Origin of the sequence: Bacillus cereus group sp. MYBK79-1 (assembly GCF_051915365.1) — a bacterium.
GTDB lineage: Bacteria > Bacillota > Bacilli > Bacillales > Bacillaceae_G > Bacillus_A.
The window spans coordinates 1-17,262 of record NZ_JBQAEO010000010.1 but is presented as its reverse complement, the minus strand read 5'-3'; the positions used below and the strand labels follow the sequence as shown (position 1 = coordinate 17,262).

The window sequence follows — 17,262 nt, the reverse complement described above, 5'->3', positions numbered from 1 at the left end:
CCAATGAGAACCTTTTTTATTTCACTATTTACAGGCAGTAAAAATTCCTAATTAAAGTTTCACTTTATTTCTTCCCTATCGTGCGAACTTCTTCAATTTTCCAGCCACCCTCTTCTTTTCCAAGCGCATACTGTACTTTCTTCTGAAGAGTGACCTCTCCATCTATTTCCTTTTCCTTTGTTTCCACAACAACATACCCTGCTTTACTAGCTTTCATATCTATATGTTCCAATTCAATTTTCTTATTTCCTTTTTGAAAAGCTGCTTCTTTTTGTGTTTTTAAATCCTCAGCACTAGGCATCTTTTTTGAAAATAACTCCATATGTTCAGCAAGATTTTTTTCATTTGTCGTCAGTACAAATTTCTCCATAACATCTTGAATCAATTTTTCTTCTTCTTTCGTTATTTGTACCTTTTCCTCAGTTTTTGTAGTAGTAGATTTTTGTTCTATATGACCCTCCTTGGATTGGCATCCAACTAGCAATAATACACCTATTAGAAGGGATCCTATTCCCATGAAAAAAGCCCTCATCTTCCCATCTCCTAAAAAGAAAAGTGAGGCATTTCGCCTCACTTTCATTTATAATTAGCGTCTTCCTTTATTCGGATCACCGCCGCCAACAATATCAAAGACACGTTTAGCGATATTTGTATTCTCTTGAACGCCAGAGAACAAGTATTTACCTGGGCCAAATGCATATACGTTTACATCTTCCCCTGTATGTCCACCTGTTGTCCAGCCTGTAACTGAACGCTTATTAAAAATATCCTCAATCGCGTTATCAATCTTTGTTACATCTTTTGAAGGAGCTATATCATTTACCGCTTTAATTTCTTCAGGTGTTAATTGTAAATCAATATATTTTTTCAATGTTTCTTCTACATTTGCACCTTTTGCAATCTCGTTTGCCATGAAGTCTGGTGTGCGTTTTGCAGCTTTAATTGGATCTACTTTAAAGTTATACTCACCATTCGCACCTAAAGATAATCCACCAGTAGCGTGGTCTGCCGTTGCAACGACTAACGTATTTTTATCTTTTTTCGCAAACTCAATCGCTGCTTTAAATGCTTTTTCAAAGTCTTCCATTTCACTCATTGCACCTACGATATCATTATCGTGTCCAGCCCAGTCGATTTGACTTCCTTCAACCATTAAGAAGAAACCATTTTTATTTTTGTTCAAACGCTCAATTGCTGCATTTGTCATTTCTTCTAATGAAGGTGTTTTATCGGTACGGTCAATCATTTTATCTAAACCGCCTGGTGCAAATAAACCTAGAATTTGATCGTTTTTATCATTTAACAATTGATTTCGATCTGTTACGTAGCTATAACCAGATTTCTTGAATTCTTCTGTAAGATTGCGATCTTTTCTAACAAAGTTATTTACACCGCCGCCAAGCATAACGTCTACTTTATGCTTCCCTTTAATTTTCTCATCAAAATAATCATTTGCAATTGCGTCCATATTTTTACGACTAATGTCATGCGCACCGAAAGCCGCTGGTGTTGCATGTGTAATTTCAGAAGTAGCAACGAGTCCCGTTGATTTCCCTTTTTCTTTCGCTTGTTCAAGAACAGTTTTCACTTCTGCTTTATCATTATCAACTGCAATTGCTGCATTATATGTTTTAATTCCTGCTGACATAGCTGTTGCTGCTGATGCAGAGTCTGTGATATTTTCATGTTCATCTTCCGGATATGTCTTTTGTGTTCCTACAAGATGTTTATCAAACTCTGTAGATTCCATCTCGAATGTTTTTGGATTATCTTTCATATAACGATGAGCCGTCATGTATGAAGGGCCCATACCATCTCCAATTAACACAATAACATTTTTAATCTTCGCATTGCTTCCGCTCTCATCTGCATTTACTTCACTAGAACGTGTAAAATTCCATGTTGCCACCGAAGTAACTGCTAACGACGCCACAACTGCAAATGGCCATGCTTTTTTCACAAACTTTTTCACTGTCTTGTCCCCCTAATTAGGTTATTCATTTCCCACTATCAAATTTAATGGAAGACTATTAAGAGAAAATTAGTTATATGTAAATTTTTTGTTAACTTATGTAAATATCAGTTATAATTTGTATAAGTTTGTCTGTACATATCAACCATCTTCCCCTTTACAATCGAAATATAAACTAGTTGGATTTCATTTAACGTAAATCTCTTAATTAACATTTTCAATCTACTTTTATGAGAATTAATAGAAATGTGGTGAACATTTATGAAAACAATAAAGCTAGATGAATCTTTTATCTTTGATTTACTCGACCTTTGCAAAGCTATTGGATGGTTACAAGATAAAGCATTTATGAAAAAACAATTCGAAATGTACCTTTCTCTCGGCACACTTATCGGTTATATACATGCAAATAAATTGATTGCAGCTGGAGGAGTATTTCCTTTTAAAAATAGTTTTTCTACGATTGGCATGTTAATCGTCCATCCTAATTTTCAAGGCCGAGGCATCGGGCGGATTTTGCTAACTCGTTGCTTAGCACACACTCACCCAAAACAACTAATTGCACTTATTGCAACAAAAGCCGGCGAGCCTCTTTATACATCATGCGGATTTCAAACAATAACGACGATTCATCGTTTTGAAAAACAAACTACTAAGACACATATTACTCCTACACAACAAGTGAAAGAACAAGATTTTGTATCACTTATTTCTCTCGATCAAATTACAACTGGTGCGAATCGTTCTTTACTTTATTCATCGCTATTACCAAGAACGAGCCATTCTTTTAAAATTGAGAGAGATAACTGTATAGAAGCTTTTTCCTTATGTATACAAAAAGGTAATATATTATGCGTCAATCCACTTATCGCAAAGCAAGAGAAGGATGCTATTCAATTATTCAAGAAAATCTGTGAATGTTGGAGTGGCACAGTAAGGATTGATGTCCCCCATTCACAATTTTCATTTCGTCAATTTCTTCAAACAGAAAATTTCCAAGAAACACTCCTTTCACCTCTTATGACGAAAAATGGTAGTCAACTTCCTGGAAATCGTAACATGCTATTTGCTATGATAGATACAGCGTTATGTTAGAAAGGGGACACCTCATTGAAGCGATTTAGCTATTTTATGGTAGGTTGTCTTACTCTTACACTATTAGTAGGATGTAGTGCAGCAGAAAAGCCAGTAGAACAAGTAAAACAAGTTAAAAATACACTTACAGCGAAACTAGCTACCGAGGAGAAAATGGTAGAAATAGATGGTCAAACCATTTACTTTAAGAAGATTGGTAATGAAAAACCACCTTTACTTATGATCCATGGATTTGGAGGATCTTCAGATGGTTTTCAAAAGATTTATTCAGACTTAGCGAAAGATCATACAATTATTTCTGTAGATGCTTTAGGGTTCGGGCGCTCATCTAAGCCGATGGATTTTTATTATTCTTTCCCAACCCATGCAAATTTGTATTATAAGTTAATGAAAACACTAGGTTATGATTCATTTGCAATACTGGGACACTCAATGGGTGGAGAAATTTCTCTTAATTTAACGTATTTATATCCTGAAGCCGTTACCCACCTTATTTTAACCGACGCTACAGGCGGCCCTCATACATTCGTTAATAAACAAGGTTCACCAAAACCACAGTTGTCGACTGATTTAAATACTGTCTCTGCTATTGCAGATTATGATGAGAGCAAAGTGAAATCCAAGCGTAATGATGAAGAGCATTACAATAAAATGAAATTATGGCCTAGACGTCTTCAAATCAATGCAAATGAAATTAAACAACCAACCTTAATTATATGGGGAAGAAATGATAGTAGCGTTTCTTGGAAAGAAGGAGAAACGTATCATCAATTCTTAAAAAATAGTACTTTCCATATTATCGAAAAAGGTTATCATGCACCATTTCGTCAAGAGCCACAAGAATTTGTAGGGTATGTAAAAGACTTCTTTAAGAACAATAAAGTTGAAAAATAAAATAAGCGGGTATCTCATTTTGAGATACCCGCTTTCATATATTAAGCAGCTTGCTTTTGGCGTTTTTGAGTTTTTGATCCTAATACTTTCGGAATAACGAAACCATCTATTCCAAATTTACCAGCATTCATGCCAGAGACTAGAACGAACATTGATAGAATAACCATTTCAGGGTTTACACCAATTGACCCACTAAGCATATAGGAAAAGTTCATTACAAGGCCGAAAAAGACCGCTGTTTTTGTTAAACAGCCTACAATTAAACCAATTCCGACTAAAATTTCGCCCCACGTTACAAGTGTATTAAACAAATCTACATTTGGAATTGCAAAATCTTGTAAAAATGATGCCCACCAAGATTGAACAGCCGGTTGTGCTCCTTTAGATTTTTCAATTGCCCCTTGTAAATAACCGGTTGCATCGAACCCTTTTCCTTGTAGTTTACCTATTCCAGCCATTAACCATGTGTAACCAAGATACACTCGAATTACTGCTAACACAAAAGAAACTGCTTTGTTTTCTCTTAAAAATTGAATAACCATATCGTCCTCCTAAAGTTGTAATTAATTTAGTTACAGATAATATAATAACATTAGTTACTTATTTTTTAAATGTAAATTACGAAAAATTTGTGACGAACATAAAAAATATTGAATACTAATGTATAGTAACTTCTATTACCCGTAAAAACTTGAACATATCATACCATAAGTGATAATGGTTTTCATTGAAGAAAATGTAAAAAAAATGTGAGTTAAATGTGAAACACGTTTATTCGAATATAGAATAAACGTGTTTTTTCTATTTATAGAATTGAAATGTACGTGTCTCCTCATCGATTAATTTCGCCTCTTGAAAAGCCTCTTTTAACGTTTTTTCATGGTTAATAAGCCCGTAAAATAAGCGTATTGTAAACATAATTGCTGCATTCCCGTCTACATAATCTATCGATCCAATATACGATTTCGCTCCACTACGTAAAAAAGATTCTGCTAGTTTTCGCTCCCCTAACGTACACCCACTATTTACAATATGTGTATTATGCAATTGTGCATATTTATAAATTTCTGCTGCGCCAAAGTATCCTCTCGGTTCATCTTGTTCATATACATCTTCACCTAACTCTTCCATCACAAACTTTCCTTCCTCACCATGAAAGCAAAAGACAACATAATCGATATCATTATATAAACCCTTTCCAGAAAGAATATCGATGAACTCTTTCGGTCTACCAATCCAGTATGTTATAACTTTTGCTCCAAAATATTCAAGCGATGCTCGGATTGATTGCGCCTCTAAATCAGAGTTAAAGCCAACTACTATTGCAACATTCAACATACACCCTCCATCCTATAATTAGATCTCATCAATCAAACTTTTAAGGGGTAGATTCATTTCATATATACCCATTTCTTGCAAAAAATCATATCTAGTTAACACGACTTTCTGCAAATATTCCCTATACGCAGTAATTGTCCCGTCGTGAGATACAATACAAATTCTTTCCGTACCCAGCTCATAACACCAAAGAAGAAATTCATCTACTATTTGCTGAAAGCTATGCTCTGAAATAGTATTTATACCTTCCGTCCATAGCTGTTTATTTGTACTTTTCTCTATCGAAAAATTCGGAAATAAATTTGTTATTCTCCCCTGATCTACTATGTAATCACATGGTAATGTTTTCGCTCCTACTCGATAAGGAAAAATACGTGGGGATACATATGGGTGGACGATTTTTTGACAAGCTACTTTCTCACTCCATATCGCCGCCGTTTGTAAAGTTCTAAGTGTAGGGCTAGCGATTAATATATCCGTTTCTTGCAATGGCACATCGCATTGAAGTAATTTAGCCTGATTCTTTCCCTCACCCGTTAATGGTGGATGAGGCACTTGTAAACTTGATGGCGAATCTTTTGTATGTTCTCCTTCACCGTGCCGAACAAAGATGAGTTTCATCCCCATCCTCCTCTCACTATAAAATCCTCTTACATATTTCTTCCCTATTCCATCCTTTATTCCTGCTATATGAAAAACTGATATGTAAAAAAGTTTTGACACAAATGATTAGGAAATATTACAATCGTATATGTAAAATACTTTTTACAAGAGAGGAGGGAATCACAAATATGAAATGGATAACCATCTTAATTGGAATGATTATATGGGGATATATAAACGGATTTTTTAGTAGTGATAAAACTTCTAATCCTTGGATTACAGATGATGAACGTGAAACAAAAATTAAACAGAAGGCAATTATTGCAAGCTGGTCTGGTGTTTTTATGTTTTGTACCATTAATCTCTTAAACAAATGGTTAGGTATAGAAACGAGTAATACATCACCATACTTACCAACTTCTGTCGCAACTATTTTAAAAGAAAATGTAGAGTTACAAATTTTATTTATGCTATTTATTACGTATGGCATATTTTACGTATACTATCGAAGAAAACTAAGTGCTTAACTTTTTATCTCATGATTATCCTCCTAAATGGTTATAGTAATTAGGACAAGATGAAAGGAGCGATAGAAAAATGAGTAACTCGAATGACTTTTTAGATACACTGCATGAAAAACAAGCAAAAGATGAACAAAATAGAAAACGTCAAGGGAACGGAAACCCAGCGAAAAAGAAGCCAAATAAAACACATAAATAACAGTCAACTACCCCCACTGAGATAAAGCCTTTCAGTGGGGGCTTGAGTTCGAACGCTAGGTCTTTTCGTCTATCGCTAGACAGTTTGACGCTCTAGCATTCATGCCACCTTATGGTAACACCCCAAGTATGTTTTTGGTTGGTACTGGCAACGAACGATTGTTTTCCCACTTGCACCACCCTTTCGAAAAAGAGCAATTCTCCCGTGTGGAAGAAGCCACCACTCAGATGAATCCCGGCGTGTGCTACAAGCCCCGACAAGTCGCGTACACATGGATGGTTGACGCACCCACTAAGCTATGCGTGAAGCAACAGCCTTACGTTTTTGCACTTCTAATAGAATCGGCGTTTTTACTTTCAGATTGTCATCCAATTCTATAACTCCTGATTTTTTCAATGTATTCAGCGCACCATTCATATCAGCATGAATACATGTTCCTGCTTTACTTTGATACATACCACGAGTAATTCGTTTGCCGCTAAAGCGATACTGCGTCCTATCATCCTTAGACCAAACTGGAACCGGATCCTTATCAAGAAAACTAGCTTTTGAAGTATAGCTTTCTTCTTGTTTGAAAAATCGGATGCCTTCTTTTACACATTTATTCTCAATCGCAGCAATCAGTTTATGGAATGGGATTTGAACAAACTTTTGATTATCCTTTTTCCCCATATGAGAGTTTTGTTTCCAACCAGCGTTATACCCTACAACAATCGTATCTATATCGAACTCTTTCACTTTTTTGAACAATAGGCCTACCGTTTGTGCAATGTAACCGTTTATTTGTCTTTCTCGTTTATGCCAAAGTGCAGCCATTCTATTCGTTACAACACGTTTTGAAAGTCCATTCTCCATATTTTTCTGCCCTAGATTACGTATCGTTTTGTTGAAGTATTGATTTATAGATTTTAATTTTTTTCCATCAATTAAGAAGGCATCACCTGTATTTGTCACGCAACTTACTAATCTGTCTACACCTAAATCGCAACTCAAAGCGTTACTCGTAGTCGTGGATGGTTTCTTCATTTGAGAAACGTGCATTTCATATGTGTAATGCACCTCAAAGAACCGACCTTTTTGCTTGGGTACAATCTCAATGTAGGAGATGTTTTTATTTCTTAAGTTTTTCGGCATACGTATTTGAATGGAACCGAATTTTTTCCTGAATGCCACATTCATCGGAACCATCCAATACCCGTTCTCATCCACTTTTGGAACTTGATAGATTTCAATAATTCGTTTGTCTGTGGAACGAGAATAATTTGGAAACTTCGGACGACCTGTGAACTTCTCGGGATTTTTCTTCCACTGTTCCAATGCCTTAAAAAAGCTCTTCACTTCTGTAAATAAGGCTCTGCGAATCGCTTGAACAGAGTTTGATTGAACGCCCCAATAATTCGTATCAGCTTGCATAGCAGTATCCACTTCTTTTACAGTAGCCATCCTATTATTGTTCAAGTAACTTTGTTTCATCGTGTACAACCCAACATTTCGCAGTGCTTTTGAACTATGCGACATGCGCTGAAGTAAACGAAATTCTTTTGCATTCAGACAAGCTCGTCCGATATTCTGTTTCTGCGTGAATCGTTGCATGTTTTCTCTTTTCTTTTGTTTCCGTAATACTTTCACTGCTTTCTTTCTAGCCATTGTTTTCACCACCTTTCTTAGAGAGTTCATTACTTTTGACAAATCAATATTTGGAACGAAATGAAACAACATGCGAACATGTTCTTCATCGTAATTCCTTTTGACTCAAGTAGCAGAATGATAATCATTATCATTATCTAATTTCGTTGTCTTACAATCTATTTCCTCTTTATCTACATGATATCGTAAGAAAAAAAGAAACAAACATTCGCCCTCAAACATTATTATGAGCGAAACAACAGAGTTCGGCCTACCTTCTGATAGCAATTCATCTCCATCTGAATTGTTGGGTTTCACCCGTAACACAAATCACATGGAGTCTTCTTTCACCGATATGACATTTTCCCAATTCCATTTCTCATAATACCACTCTGGTACATCTATATTTTCAATCCACTTCTTTTCCTGTTTCCCATCACTATTGACAATCCATACATTGGCTTTCTTACGGTCTGAACGTACCCATATTAATTGGTTGCTCTTCTTCATAAAGATCGGATGATAGTCGCCTTGCTTATGAGGTGGCTTTGTAATTTGATATTGTTTATCGCTTGTACGATCAATCTCATATAAAGATGGCAGTGGCCTTTTTTCTGGCGGAGTTTCTATCCCTGCCTCTTTTGCCCTTGAAACGATAATTACGTTATCATTCTTCCATGTAAAATCCCAATCGACATATCCTTTCGGTGTAAATGTGTTCTGCTGAAGTGCTGGCAATTCTTTTACTTTTAAATGTTTATTTTCTAATGCAACTCTCCCGCTTCCTTCAATATAAGCTAATATATTCTTGCCTGGCGCCCATTTGAACCATTGTGTGTTTAATAACATTTGATCTATCTTTTCAAACCGGCTGCCATCTGCTCGAACTAAGCAAAGCGTATTACTATCAGCTGACCATGAAGCTGTTGGTACTGCTAAAAATGAAATCCACTTTCGATCCCGTGACCATTCAAACCCACTTGCAACTAACGCTAGAAAATCATCATGCTCATTTGGTAATGCGTACAAATGCTTCATTTTATGAGGATTCATATGTGCATCTTTTTGCACTTCATACAGTTGTGCTCCTGTCCATCCCGTTGGAAGCAAGTGTGCTTCAGAAGATACAAGAAACTTCTTTCCATCAGGGTACCATGCATAGTCACCTACACCAGCTGATACATTTTCAAAATCCGCATTCTTTTTTTGAACGTCAAACGTATTTAACGTATTCGCAAATACAAATGCAATTATATTCTCTTTCGGTGACCATTGAAAATTCGATACTTCAGATTGCAATGGCCTAACTTTCTTTCCATCTTCCAGTTTGTATAACTCCAAGGTGCTTTGCTTCTTTCCTTTAGCATAGGCAATCCATTCTCCATCATGAGACCATTTCGGCTCTATTATGTACTCACCTTTTGTTATTTGTTTTTCCTTCCCATCAACTTTAATCCAAAGGTCATGGTGATGGATAAAAGCAACTTTCACCCCATTATTTTCTGCACTGGTACTAAAAATTGAAGATAAAAAAATGAATAAAGCCACACTACTACTCACGATAATTTTTTTCATACGTTCCTCCATTTTTCTTATAGCATTCCTCATATTCCGCTTACTATATGCGAATTTCGCTCCGTATTAATTGCACAATTGTTGTGAATTTATAACCAGTCAGTACGGTCTTCCCCCACTGAATATTAGCCATTCGACATAATCACAAAAAATTTCCCAAGAAATTTTAAATTCATAGAGGATTGGTATGAATTATGTCGAAAGTATAGTTTAGCCAACATTCAATTTTATATTTCATAATAAAAATGTAAGATAACTTTTTGGAATATTGGCACTTTTTATTAGGGGGAGTTTCAATGAAAAAAACTGCATCTACACTATTAAGTATGGCGCTCGTCTTTTCTAGTTTTGGAACTTTAAGCGCACATGCTGAATCGCTGCAAAAGGAGAAGCAATTTAGTCCACAGTTAAAAGCGAATATTGAACAATGGGGCGACAACAAAATCGCGCAAAATGTTGAAACAAAAACATCAAAAGAAATTTCAGTCATTGTAGAGTTGCAACATGCTCCGCTCGCTTCACAAAGTAACATTCAGCATGCTCCAGATTTAAAAAATGGCAATGCGCAATCATACCATGCACAACTAAAAAAGGCACAAGAGGATACAACAAAGAAAATTAAAGAAAAAGCACCGAAAGCAAAAATAAAAGAAACGTATAGTACGTTATTTTCCGGATTTTCTATTTCTATCCCAGGAGATCAAGTTGCTGCTTTAGCTTCTTTACCTGAGGTAAAAGCTGTTTATCCGAACTTAACATATAAATTGCATGAAACAGCAAAAAGCACTACTAATGAAGAAGCGCCAAATGTCGGTGGACCGACAATCGGTGCACCTGAAGCATGGAATTTAAAAGATCCAACCGGAAAACCGCTTGATGGAAAAGGAATGAAAGTCGCTGTTATTGATTCAGGTGTAGATTATACCCACCCTGATTTACAAGCAAACTATATCGGTGGATATGATACAGTCGATGAGGATAATGATCCGATGGATGGCAACGTACACGGTACTCATGTAGCTGGCATTATTGCTGGTAACGGAAAAATTAAAGGCGTTGCTCCAAATGCATCTATTCTAGCTTATCGTGTAATGAATGATGGTGGCACTGGTACGACCGATGATATTATTCAAGGTATTGAGCGTGCTATTCAAGATGGTGCAGATGTTCTAAATCTATCTCTCGGTCAAGATTTGAATGTCCCTGATCAACCTGTAACAATGACGTTAGAACGTGCAGCAAAACTTGGTGTTACTGCAGTCGTTTCAAATGGAAATGATGGACCAAAGCCTTGGTCTGTTGATGCTCCTGGTAACGCAAGTAGCGTCATCTCTGTTGGTGCATCTACTGTTTCTATTCCATTCCCAACATTCCAAGTAGCTGGTTCTAATAAATCTTATCAAGGATTACCGTTATCAAAAGCAGATTTCCAAGTAGGAAACGATGCTCAGCTTGTCTATGTTGGCTACGGTAATTCAAGCGATTACGCTAAACAAGATGTGAAAGGAAAGTTTGCCCTTGTTTTACAAGGAACTTCGAGCGCATTAGTAAAAGCAGAACAAGCGAAACGAGCTGGCGCTCTCGGCGTGTTACTAATTTCTAACGAAAAAGAAATTGATCTTATGCCCGAATATTTCGGACGTGCAGACATAGCTCTTCCAGTTATGCAATTATCAAATACAAATGGCGAAGAGTTGAAAAATTTAATTGCAAAACGAAAGAAAAATATAAAAATTGGACAACCGAACCAAACAGAACTTATTGGTAACTTTAGTTCAAGAGGACCATCACAAGGAAGTTGGCTCATAAAACCTGATGTTGTTGCACCTGGAGTAAGCATTACAAGTACAGTACCAAGAGGTGGCTATGAATCTCATCACGGAACAAGTATGGCTGCGCCACAAGTAGCAGGAGCTGTTGCCTTACTACGTCAAATGCATCCTGATTGGACGGCAGAACAATTGAAGTCTGCTCTTGCCAACACTGCAAAAACATTAAAGGATGTCAATGAAAATACATATCCTATTATGGCACAAGGATCTGGTTTAATTAACATTCCGAAAGCAGCTCAAACGGATGCATTAGTGAAACCGAACAATGTAAGTTTCGGTCTTATTAAACCGAATAGCGGCAAAGTAAAACTAACACAAAATATTACGTTACAAAATCTTTCTAGTAAAAAGAAAAGTTTTTCAACTCGTGTCGAATTACTAGATGCGAATACAAAAACAAAAGTAAAAACTTCTGTACCTTCGTCAATTAGCATCCAGCCGAATAGTAGTACCGAAAAGCCATTTACAATCACAGTCGATAGCTCACTACCACAAGGCGTATATACTGGTAATGTATACGTAAAAGACCAGAGAACAAAAGAAGAAACGCGTATTCCATTTACATTTAGCATCGATCCGAAAGAATACAAGCGTATTGATGGCGTTGAAATCGTTAATTCTACTTTCAGTCCAAATAATGACAAAATACTAGATGACAACTTAATCAATTACTATTTAGTTACACCAGTTGAAGATATAGCGTTTCATGCTAATTTAATTACGAAAGAGCATGTGACATATCAAGGCATGGTATACCAAGGTAAAAACGAAACACCTGGTTATAAATCTTTCAAATGGAATGGTACAAGAACGGACGGATCTCCGTTGTCTGATGGCTTATACCAAATCGAAGCTGTTGCTTCTAACTCTGGCGGAGAAACCAAACAAACAGGAGCTGTATTTATCGACCGAACAGCACCTAAGTTAACACACGAAATTGATCAAGAAAATCTTGTTATTAGAGGGAAAGTTGACGATATTCTACTAGATTGGATGACGGAATCTGGTTGGGTTGCACCTGGTATTCCAGTGAGAATGCAATATAAAATTAACGGAAATGGCGTGTGGGAAAATGCGTACCTGAACCCTTGGGAGAAAAACTACGAAATTTATTTCGATCGTAACCAATTACAACAAGGAGAGAATACCATTCATATTGTTGCAACCGATGCAGCTGGAAATACAACTAATTTAAATGTTGATTTAGAAGTAAAATAAGGTCGTACCACAATTCTTTAGCTCCTATCAAATACTCCGATAGGGGCTTTTTCTATTTCTCACAGAAACAAATGTTAAATAATTCTGAATGTTATGATAGAATTTTTATAAGCGCTTACAATTTTAAAGGGAGGTGATACAAGCTATACGAAATCGATCTTCAGTTTTATAGAAAAAAGGAGGATGTTTAAATGACAAAGAAAACAGAAATTCCATCGCATTTAAAACCATTCGTATCCACACAACATTATGATCAATACACACCGGTGAACCACGCTGTATGGCGTTACATTATGAGACAAAATCATAGTTTCTTAAAAGATGTTGCTCATCCCGCCTACGTGAACGGATTACAATCATCTGGTATAAATATAGATGCAATTCCTAAGGTAGAAGAAATGAATGAATGTTTAGCACCAAGTGGCTGGGGAGCTGTAACGATTGATGGACTTATTCCAGGCGTAGCATTCTTTGATTTTCAAGGACACGGGTTATTACCAATTGCAACAGATATTCGTAAAGTAGAAAATATCGAGTATACACCGGCTCCTGATATCGTTCATGAAGCTGCAGGCCACGCACCAATTTTACTTGATCCTACATATGCAAAGTATGTAAAACGCTTTGGACAAATTGGAGCAAAAGCTTTTTCTACAAAAGAAGAACATGATGCGTTTGAAGCTGTTCGTACATTAACAATCGTAAAAGAAAGCCCGACTTCTACACCTGAAGAAGTTGCCGCTGCTGAAAATGCGGTAATTGAAAAACAAAAATTAGTTTCTGGTTTATCAGAAGCAGAACAAATTTCACGCCTTTTCTGGTGGACGGTAGAATACGGGTTAATTGGAAATATAGACGATCCAAAAATCTACGGTGCTGGTCTCCTTTCTTCTGTCGGTGAAAGTAAACATTGCTTAACAGATGCTGTAGAAAAAGTTCCTTTTTCTATTGAGGCTTGTACAGGAACAACTTATGACGTAACAAAAATGCAACCTCAACTATTTGTTTGTGATTCCTTTGAAGAGTTAACAGAGGCACTTGAGAAATTCTCTGAAACGATGGCCTTTAAAACAGGTGGTAAAGAAGGTTTAGAAAAAGCGATTCGCTCTGAAAACCATGCAACTGCTGAACTAAATAGCGGACTACAAATTACAGGTACATTCAGCGAGATGATTGAAAACGATGCAGGTGAAGTAATTTATATGCGAACAAATTCGCCAACAGCATTAGCAATTCACAATAAACAGCTAGCAAATCATTCTACGTCTGTACACAGTGACGGATTTGGAACACCAATTGGATTGCTTACTGAAAATATTGCATTAGAAAATTGTACAGATGAACAATTACAATCGTTAGGAATTACAATTGGAAATAAAGCATCCTTTACTTTTGCAAGTGGCATCCACGTAAAAGGAACGGTAACAGGTATTGAAAAGAATGATAAAAAGATAGCTCTTATCTGCTTTATCGATTGCACCGTGACTTATAAAGACCGTTTATTATTTGATGCTTCATGGGGTGCTTTTGATATGGCTGTTGGCTCAAAAATCACTTCTGTATTCCCAGGAGCTGCAGATGCAGCATCGTTTTTCCCTGTTGATGAAGAAATAGAAACAACTCCAGCACCTCTTACATTAACTGAGCTAGATCGTATGTATCAAACAGTTCGCGATATTCGAAATGAAGGTATTTTACACGAAGCTCATATCGAACAGCTAGTAGCTATTCAAGAAGTATTAAATAAATTTTATGCGAAAGAATGGCTGCTTCGCCTTGAAATATTAGAATTGCTTTTGGAGCACAACAAAGGGCATGAAACATCCGCAGCATTATTACAACAACTTTCTACTTTCACAACTGACGAAGCTGTAACACGTCTTATTAACAATGGTCTTGCACTACTATCTGCAAAGGATGTGAAAAATGATGCTACGATTAGCTGAGGAAGAGGTTCAAGAGGAATTATTGACAGTAGATAAATGGATGATAAAAGATGAAAAATGGATTGAACGAAAATATATGTTTTCCGACTACTTAAAAGGAGTCGAATTTGTCTCTGAAGTCGCCAAACTATCAGAAGAACATAATCACCATCCATTTATTCTTATCCAGTATAAAGCAGTCATTATTACTTTGTCCTCATGGAATGCAAAAGGTTTAACGAAACTCGATTTTGAGCTGGCGAAGCAATTTGATAAACTATTTGTCCAAAATGAAAAAGCCATTATAAGAAAGTAAAAAAAGAGAAGCCTTTATTAGGCTTCTCCTTTTATTTTGAAATGAATACTATGTCCAAATGGATCCTGGGCTTGTAATATTCCATCCTTGTACGTAGCAATTTTGCCAATATTTTTTAAGTTTTCACATACTTGCTCTTTTTGTTTTTCATCCGCTAGTACAATTGTGAAATATTTCAATCCAACGGAATTTGGCATTTGCGGTGGTATCCCTTCACCTTGCCACGTATTTAAACCGACATGGTGATGATAGCCGCCTGCTGATACGAACAACGCACCATTGCGAGCTGGGATTGTTACTTCAAAACCAAGACCATCCACATAGAAACGTTTCGCTTCTTCTAAATCAGCTACATATAAATGAACATGCCCCATCACAGTACCAGCTGGGAAACCCTTCCACGCACTTCCTTGCTGTAATAATTCTTCACCAGCTAATGGGTTACTAACAAATGGTAGTTCTCCATTCTCATTACGCCAAACTTCTTTTTGGCGATCATGATAAATTTCAATCCCATTTCCATCTGGATCAGCTAAATAAAGAGCCTCACTAAAGTAATGGTCGGCTCCGCCGTGCAGCGGATATACCATTTCTACAAGATGACGAAGAATATTCGCTAAATCTTGTCTGCTCGGTAATAAAATTGCGTAATGATATAACCCCGTTCTCCCTCTTTGCTTTGGTAAGGCTTCTTTCTTTTCTTCAATGATAAGGAGTGGTTCGTTATTTTCATTACCAAATGTAACGACCATTTCATCTTGTTTTAATACTTTCATACTTAGTACTTCTGTATAAAACTCTAGTGATTTCTTTATATTTGATACATATAAATGAACAACATCAAGTGTTGTGTCGGGATGAAGTTGAAAACTCATCTTGTTAGCCCCCCATTTAATTTAGTTCTTCTTTAACATTTTCTCTTTGATGAAATTATCTATAAAACCGTCTGCTTTCGCAACAAATAAGTACGCACCCATCGCTAACAATGCAAGCTCTAATTCGAAGCCAGGATTTTTTCCATCTCCTAATAAACCAGCTGACCATTTTACTTTTACAATTGCGCCAACCATAACAAGTGCAAATAATAATCCAATATATCTTACACCTAAACCTAGAATTAACAATATGCCACCAACTAATTCCGCTGTTGCTACACCGTATGCAAGTCCTCCTGGTAAACCAATGCTTGTGAACCACCCTGCAATATTGTCAATCCCTGATTGGAATTTTGTTAAACCGTGCATAAAGAACGTTACCCCTAACACGATACGAATAATTAAGTTACCGATATGTTGATTCATTTCTTTCTCTCCTTTATAGTTTTCTTATACAAAACTTTTATTTACATTACAAAACATACACTAATTTTTTTTATTCGTCAATTCATTTTCACTGGGAAAAAATATATTTTTTTTGCTATGATACAAATAGTTGTTTACAAAAAAGGAGCTTGATTTTATGAATATTGGTTCTGCAATACGTGAAATTCGTCAACGTAGAGGCATAACAATCGCACAAATTTGTGAGGGAACAGGTCTTTCTAAAGGTTTTATGAGCCAAGTTGAAAATAATAAAACCTCACCATCTATCTCAACTTTAGAAACGATTTCCAATTTTTTAAACGTTCCCCTTCCCTATTTATTATTAGAACAAAAAGATCGGCTGAAAGTTGTCAAAAAGGTAGAGCGCAAATACAGTGTATACGGAAAAGATGAACAGAGAATTGAACATGTGGCAGAACAAGGTGGCCTTCGCCTAAACCTTGTAGAAATTCCTGCTGGGTTTCCGAAAGAAAACACACCAAATGCCCATGAAGGGGAAGAGTGTCACCTTGTATTACGCGGAAAGCTAGAAGTTCAACATGGAGAAGATATTGCAATTGTAGAAGAAGGGGATTCTTTCTCCTGGAATGCATGTGTTCCTCATATCGTTCGTAATATAGGGGAAGAAACTGCATTATTACTTATCTCTAGTCATGCAGAAAATCGAAAACGTGTTTATTAAATAAAAAAGAAGCCTGTAAATCAGGCTTCTTTTTCAGGCTGTGGAGAAAGTCTTCTCCACAGCCTGTTTTTGTGTCTGAACCTCTTTTTATGTGTCAACACTGATAAAAAAGAGGAAAAGGAGAGATTTCTTATGATGGGTGCT

At 36.4% G+C, this 17,262-nt stretch carries 17 protein-coding genes; 8 read left to right on the top strand and 9 right to left on the bottom strand.

Going from position 1 to position 17,262, the window contains the following annotated elements; genetic code table 11:
* Positions 1–64: 64 nt before the first annotated feature.
* Both ACTFOB_RS16560 and ACTFOB_RS16555 read right to left on the bottom strand, forming a co-directional pair.
* A complete protein-coding gene (locus ACTFOB_RS16560) occupies positions 65–532 on the bottom strand; it encodes a hypothetical protein (protein ID WP_440027613.1) in 468 nt (155 codons plus the stop codon).
* 54 nt (positions 533–586) lie between these two features.
* A complete protein-coding gene (locus ACTFOB_RS16555; RefSeq protein ID WP_000714923.1) occupies positions 587–1,972 on the bottom strand; it encodes an alkaline phosphatase in 1,386 nt (461 codons plus the stop codon).
* A 261-nt stretch (positions 1,973–2,233) separates the two neighbouring features.
* Between ACTFOB_RS16555 and ACTFOB_RS16550 the strand changes: the two genes are divergently transcribed.
* Positions 2,234–3,067: a GNAT family N-acetyltransferase gene (locus ACTFOB_RS16550; RefSeq protein WP_440027611.1), complete on the top strand. Its 834-nt coding sequence runs from the start codon at positions 2,234–2,236 to the stop codon at positions 3,065–3,067.
* Positions 3,068–3,082: 15 nt separating this feature from the next.
* The gene (locus tag ACTFOB_RS16545; protein WP_440027609.1) at positions 3,083–3,961 is read left to right on the top strand and encodes an alpha/beta fold hydrolase; all 879 of its coding nucleotides are present in this window, start codon (positions 3,083–3,085) and stop codon (positions 3,959–3,961) included.
* Positions 3,962–4,002: 41 nt separating this feature from the next.
* Here the strand turns inward: ACTFOB_RS16545 and ACTFOB_RS16540 are convergent, their stop codons facing one another.
* The 3 genes from ACTFOB_RS16540 to ACTFOB_RS16530 all read right to left on the bottom strand — a co-directional run bounded on the left by ACTFOB_RS16540 (position 4,003) and on the right by ACTFOB_RS16530 (position 5,920).
* Positions 4,003–4,503 carry a DoxX family protein gene (locus ACTFOB_RS16540; RefSeq protein WP_000236605.1) on the bottom strand — a complete coding sequence of 167 codons (501 nt, stop codon included), beginning with the start codon at positions 4,501–4,503 and terminating at the stop codon, positions 4,003–4,005.
* 259 nt (positions 4,504–4,762) lie between these two features.
* On the bottom strand, positions 4,763–5,299 hold the full coding sequence (locus tag ACTFOB_RS16535) for a delta-aminolevulinic acid dehydratase (RefSeq protein WP_151633650.1): 537 nt from the start codon (positions 5,297–5,299) through the stop codon (positions 4,763–4,765).
* 18 nt (positions 5,300–5,317) lie between these two features.
* Complete coding sequence (locus ACTFOB_RS16530; protein WP_440027606.1) at positions 5,318–5,920, bottom strand: phosphoglycerate mutase family protein; 603 nt, start codon at positions 5,918–5,920, stop codon at positions 5,318–5,320.
* 170 nt (positions 5,921–6,090) lie between these two features.
* On the opposite strand from ACTFOB_RS16530, the gene ACTFOB_RS16525 reads away from it, so the two are divergent.
* Positions 6,091–6,429, top strand: coding sequence for a phosphoglycerate mutase (locus ACTFOB_RS16525; RefSeq protein ID WP_440027604.1), 339 nt, complete (start codon positions 6,091–6,093; stop codon positions 6,427–6,429).
* Positions 6,430–6,499: 70 nt separating this feature from the next.
* Positions 6,500–6,622, top strand: coding sequence for a DUF4023 domain-containing protein (locus ACTFOB_RS16520; protein WP_000071861.1), 123 nt, complete (start codon positions 6,500–6,502; stop codon positions 6,620–6,622).
* A 291-nt stretch (positions 6,623–6,913) separates the two neighbouring features.
* On the opposite strand, the gene ACTFOB_RS16515 is transcribed toward ACTFOB_RS16520, so the two are convergent.
* A complete protein-coding gene (locus ACTFOB_RS16515) occupies positions 6,914–8,269 on the bottom strand; it encodes an RNA-guided endonuclease TnpB family protein (RefSeq protein WP_440027603.1) in 1,356 nt (451 codons plus the stop codon).
* A gap of 309 nt (positions 8,270–8,578) precedes the next feature.
* Positions 8,579–9,823: a TolB family protein gene (locus ACTFOB_RS16510; protein ID WP_440027601.1), complete on the bottom strand. Its 1,245-nt coding sequence runs from the start codon at positions 9,821–9,823 to the stop codon at positions 8,579–8,581.
* Positions 9,824–10,119: 296 nt separating this feature from the next.
* Between ACTFOB_RS16510 and ACTFOB_RS16505 the strand changes: the two genes are divergently transcribed.
* From ACTFOB_RS16505 to ACTFOB_RS16495, 3 genes are all read left to right on the top strand, one after another.
* Positions 10,120–12,873 carry a S8 family peptidase gene (locus ACTFOB_RS16505; RefSeq protein WP_440027599.1) on the top strand — a complete coding sequence of 918 codons (2,754 nt, stop codon included), beginning with the start codon at positions 10,120–10,122 and terminating at the stop codon, positions 12,871–12,873.
* A gap of 191 nt (positions 12,874–13,064) precedes the next feature.
* Entirely contained in the window at positions 13,065–14,819 is a 1,755-nt protein-coding gene (locus ACTFOB_RS16500) for an aromatic amino acid hydroxylase (RefSeq protein WP_440027598.1), read from the top strand.
* Positions 14,800–15,114, top strand: a complete 315-nt coding sequence (locus tag ACTFOB_RS16495) for a 4a-hydroxytetrahydrobiopterin dehydratase (RefSeq protein ID WP_440027596.1) — start codon at positions 14,800–14,802, stop codon at positions 15,112–15,114. Before ACTFOB_RS16500 ends, ACTFOB_RS16495 begins: the two co-directional genes overlap by 20 nt.
* A 17-nt stretch (positions 15,115–15,131) precedes the next feature.
* Here the strand turns inward: ACTFOB_RS16495 and ACTFOB_RS16490 are convergent, their stop codons facing one another.
* Together ACTFOB_RS16490 and ACTFOB_RS16485 are read right to left on the bottom strand one after the other, a co-directional pair.
* Complete coding sequence (locus ACTFOB_RS16490) at positions 15,132–15,989, bottom strand: VOC family protein (protein WP_440027594.1); 858 nt, start codon at positions 15,987–15,989, stop codon at positions 15,132–15,134.
* A gap of 21 nt (positions 15,990–16,010) precedes the next feature.
* Complete coding sequence (locus ACTFOB_RS16485) at positions 16,011–16,415, bottom strand: DoxX family protein (protein ID WP_440027591.1); 405 nt, start codon at positions 16,413–16,415, stop codon at positions 16,011–16,013.
* Between the two features lie 157 nt (positions 16,416–16,572).
* Between ACTFOB_RS16485 and ACTFOB_RS16480 the strand changes: the two genes are divergently transcribed.
* Entirely contained in the window at positions 16,573–17,118 is a 546-nt protein-coding gene (locus tag ACTFOB_RS16480) for a helix-turn-helix domain-containing protein (RefSeq protein ID WP_001020700.1), read from the top strand.
* Positions 17,119–17,262 lie beyond the last annotated feature (144 nt).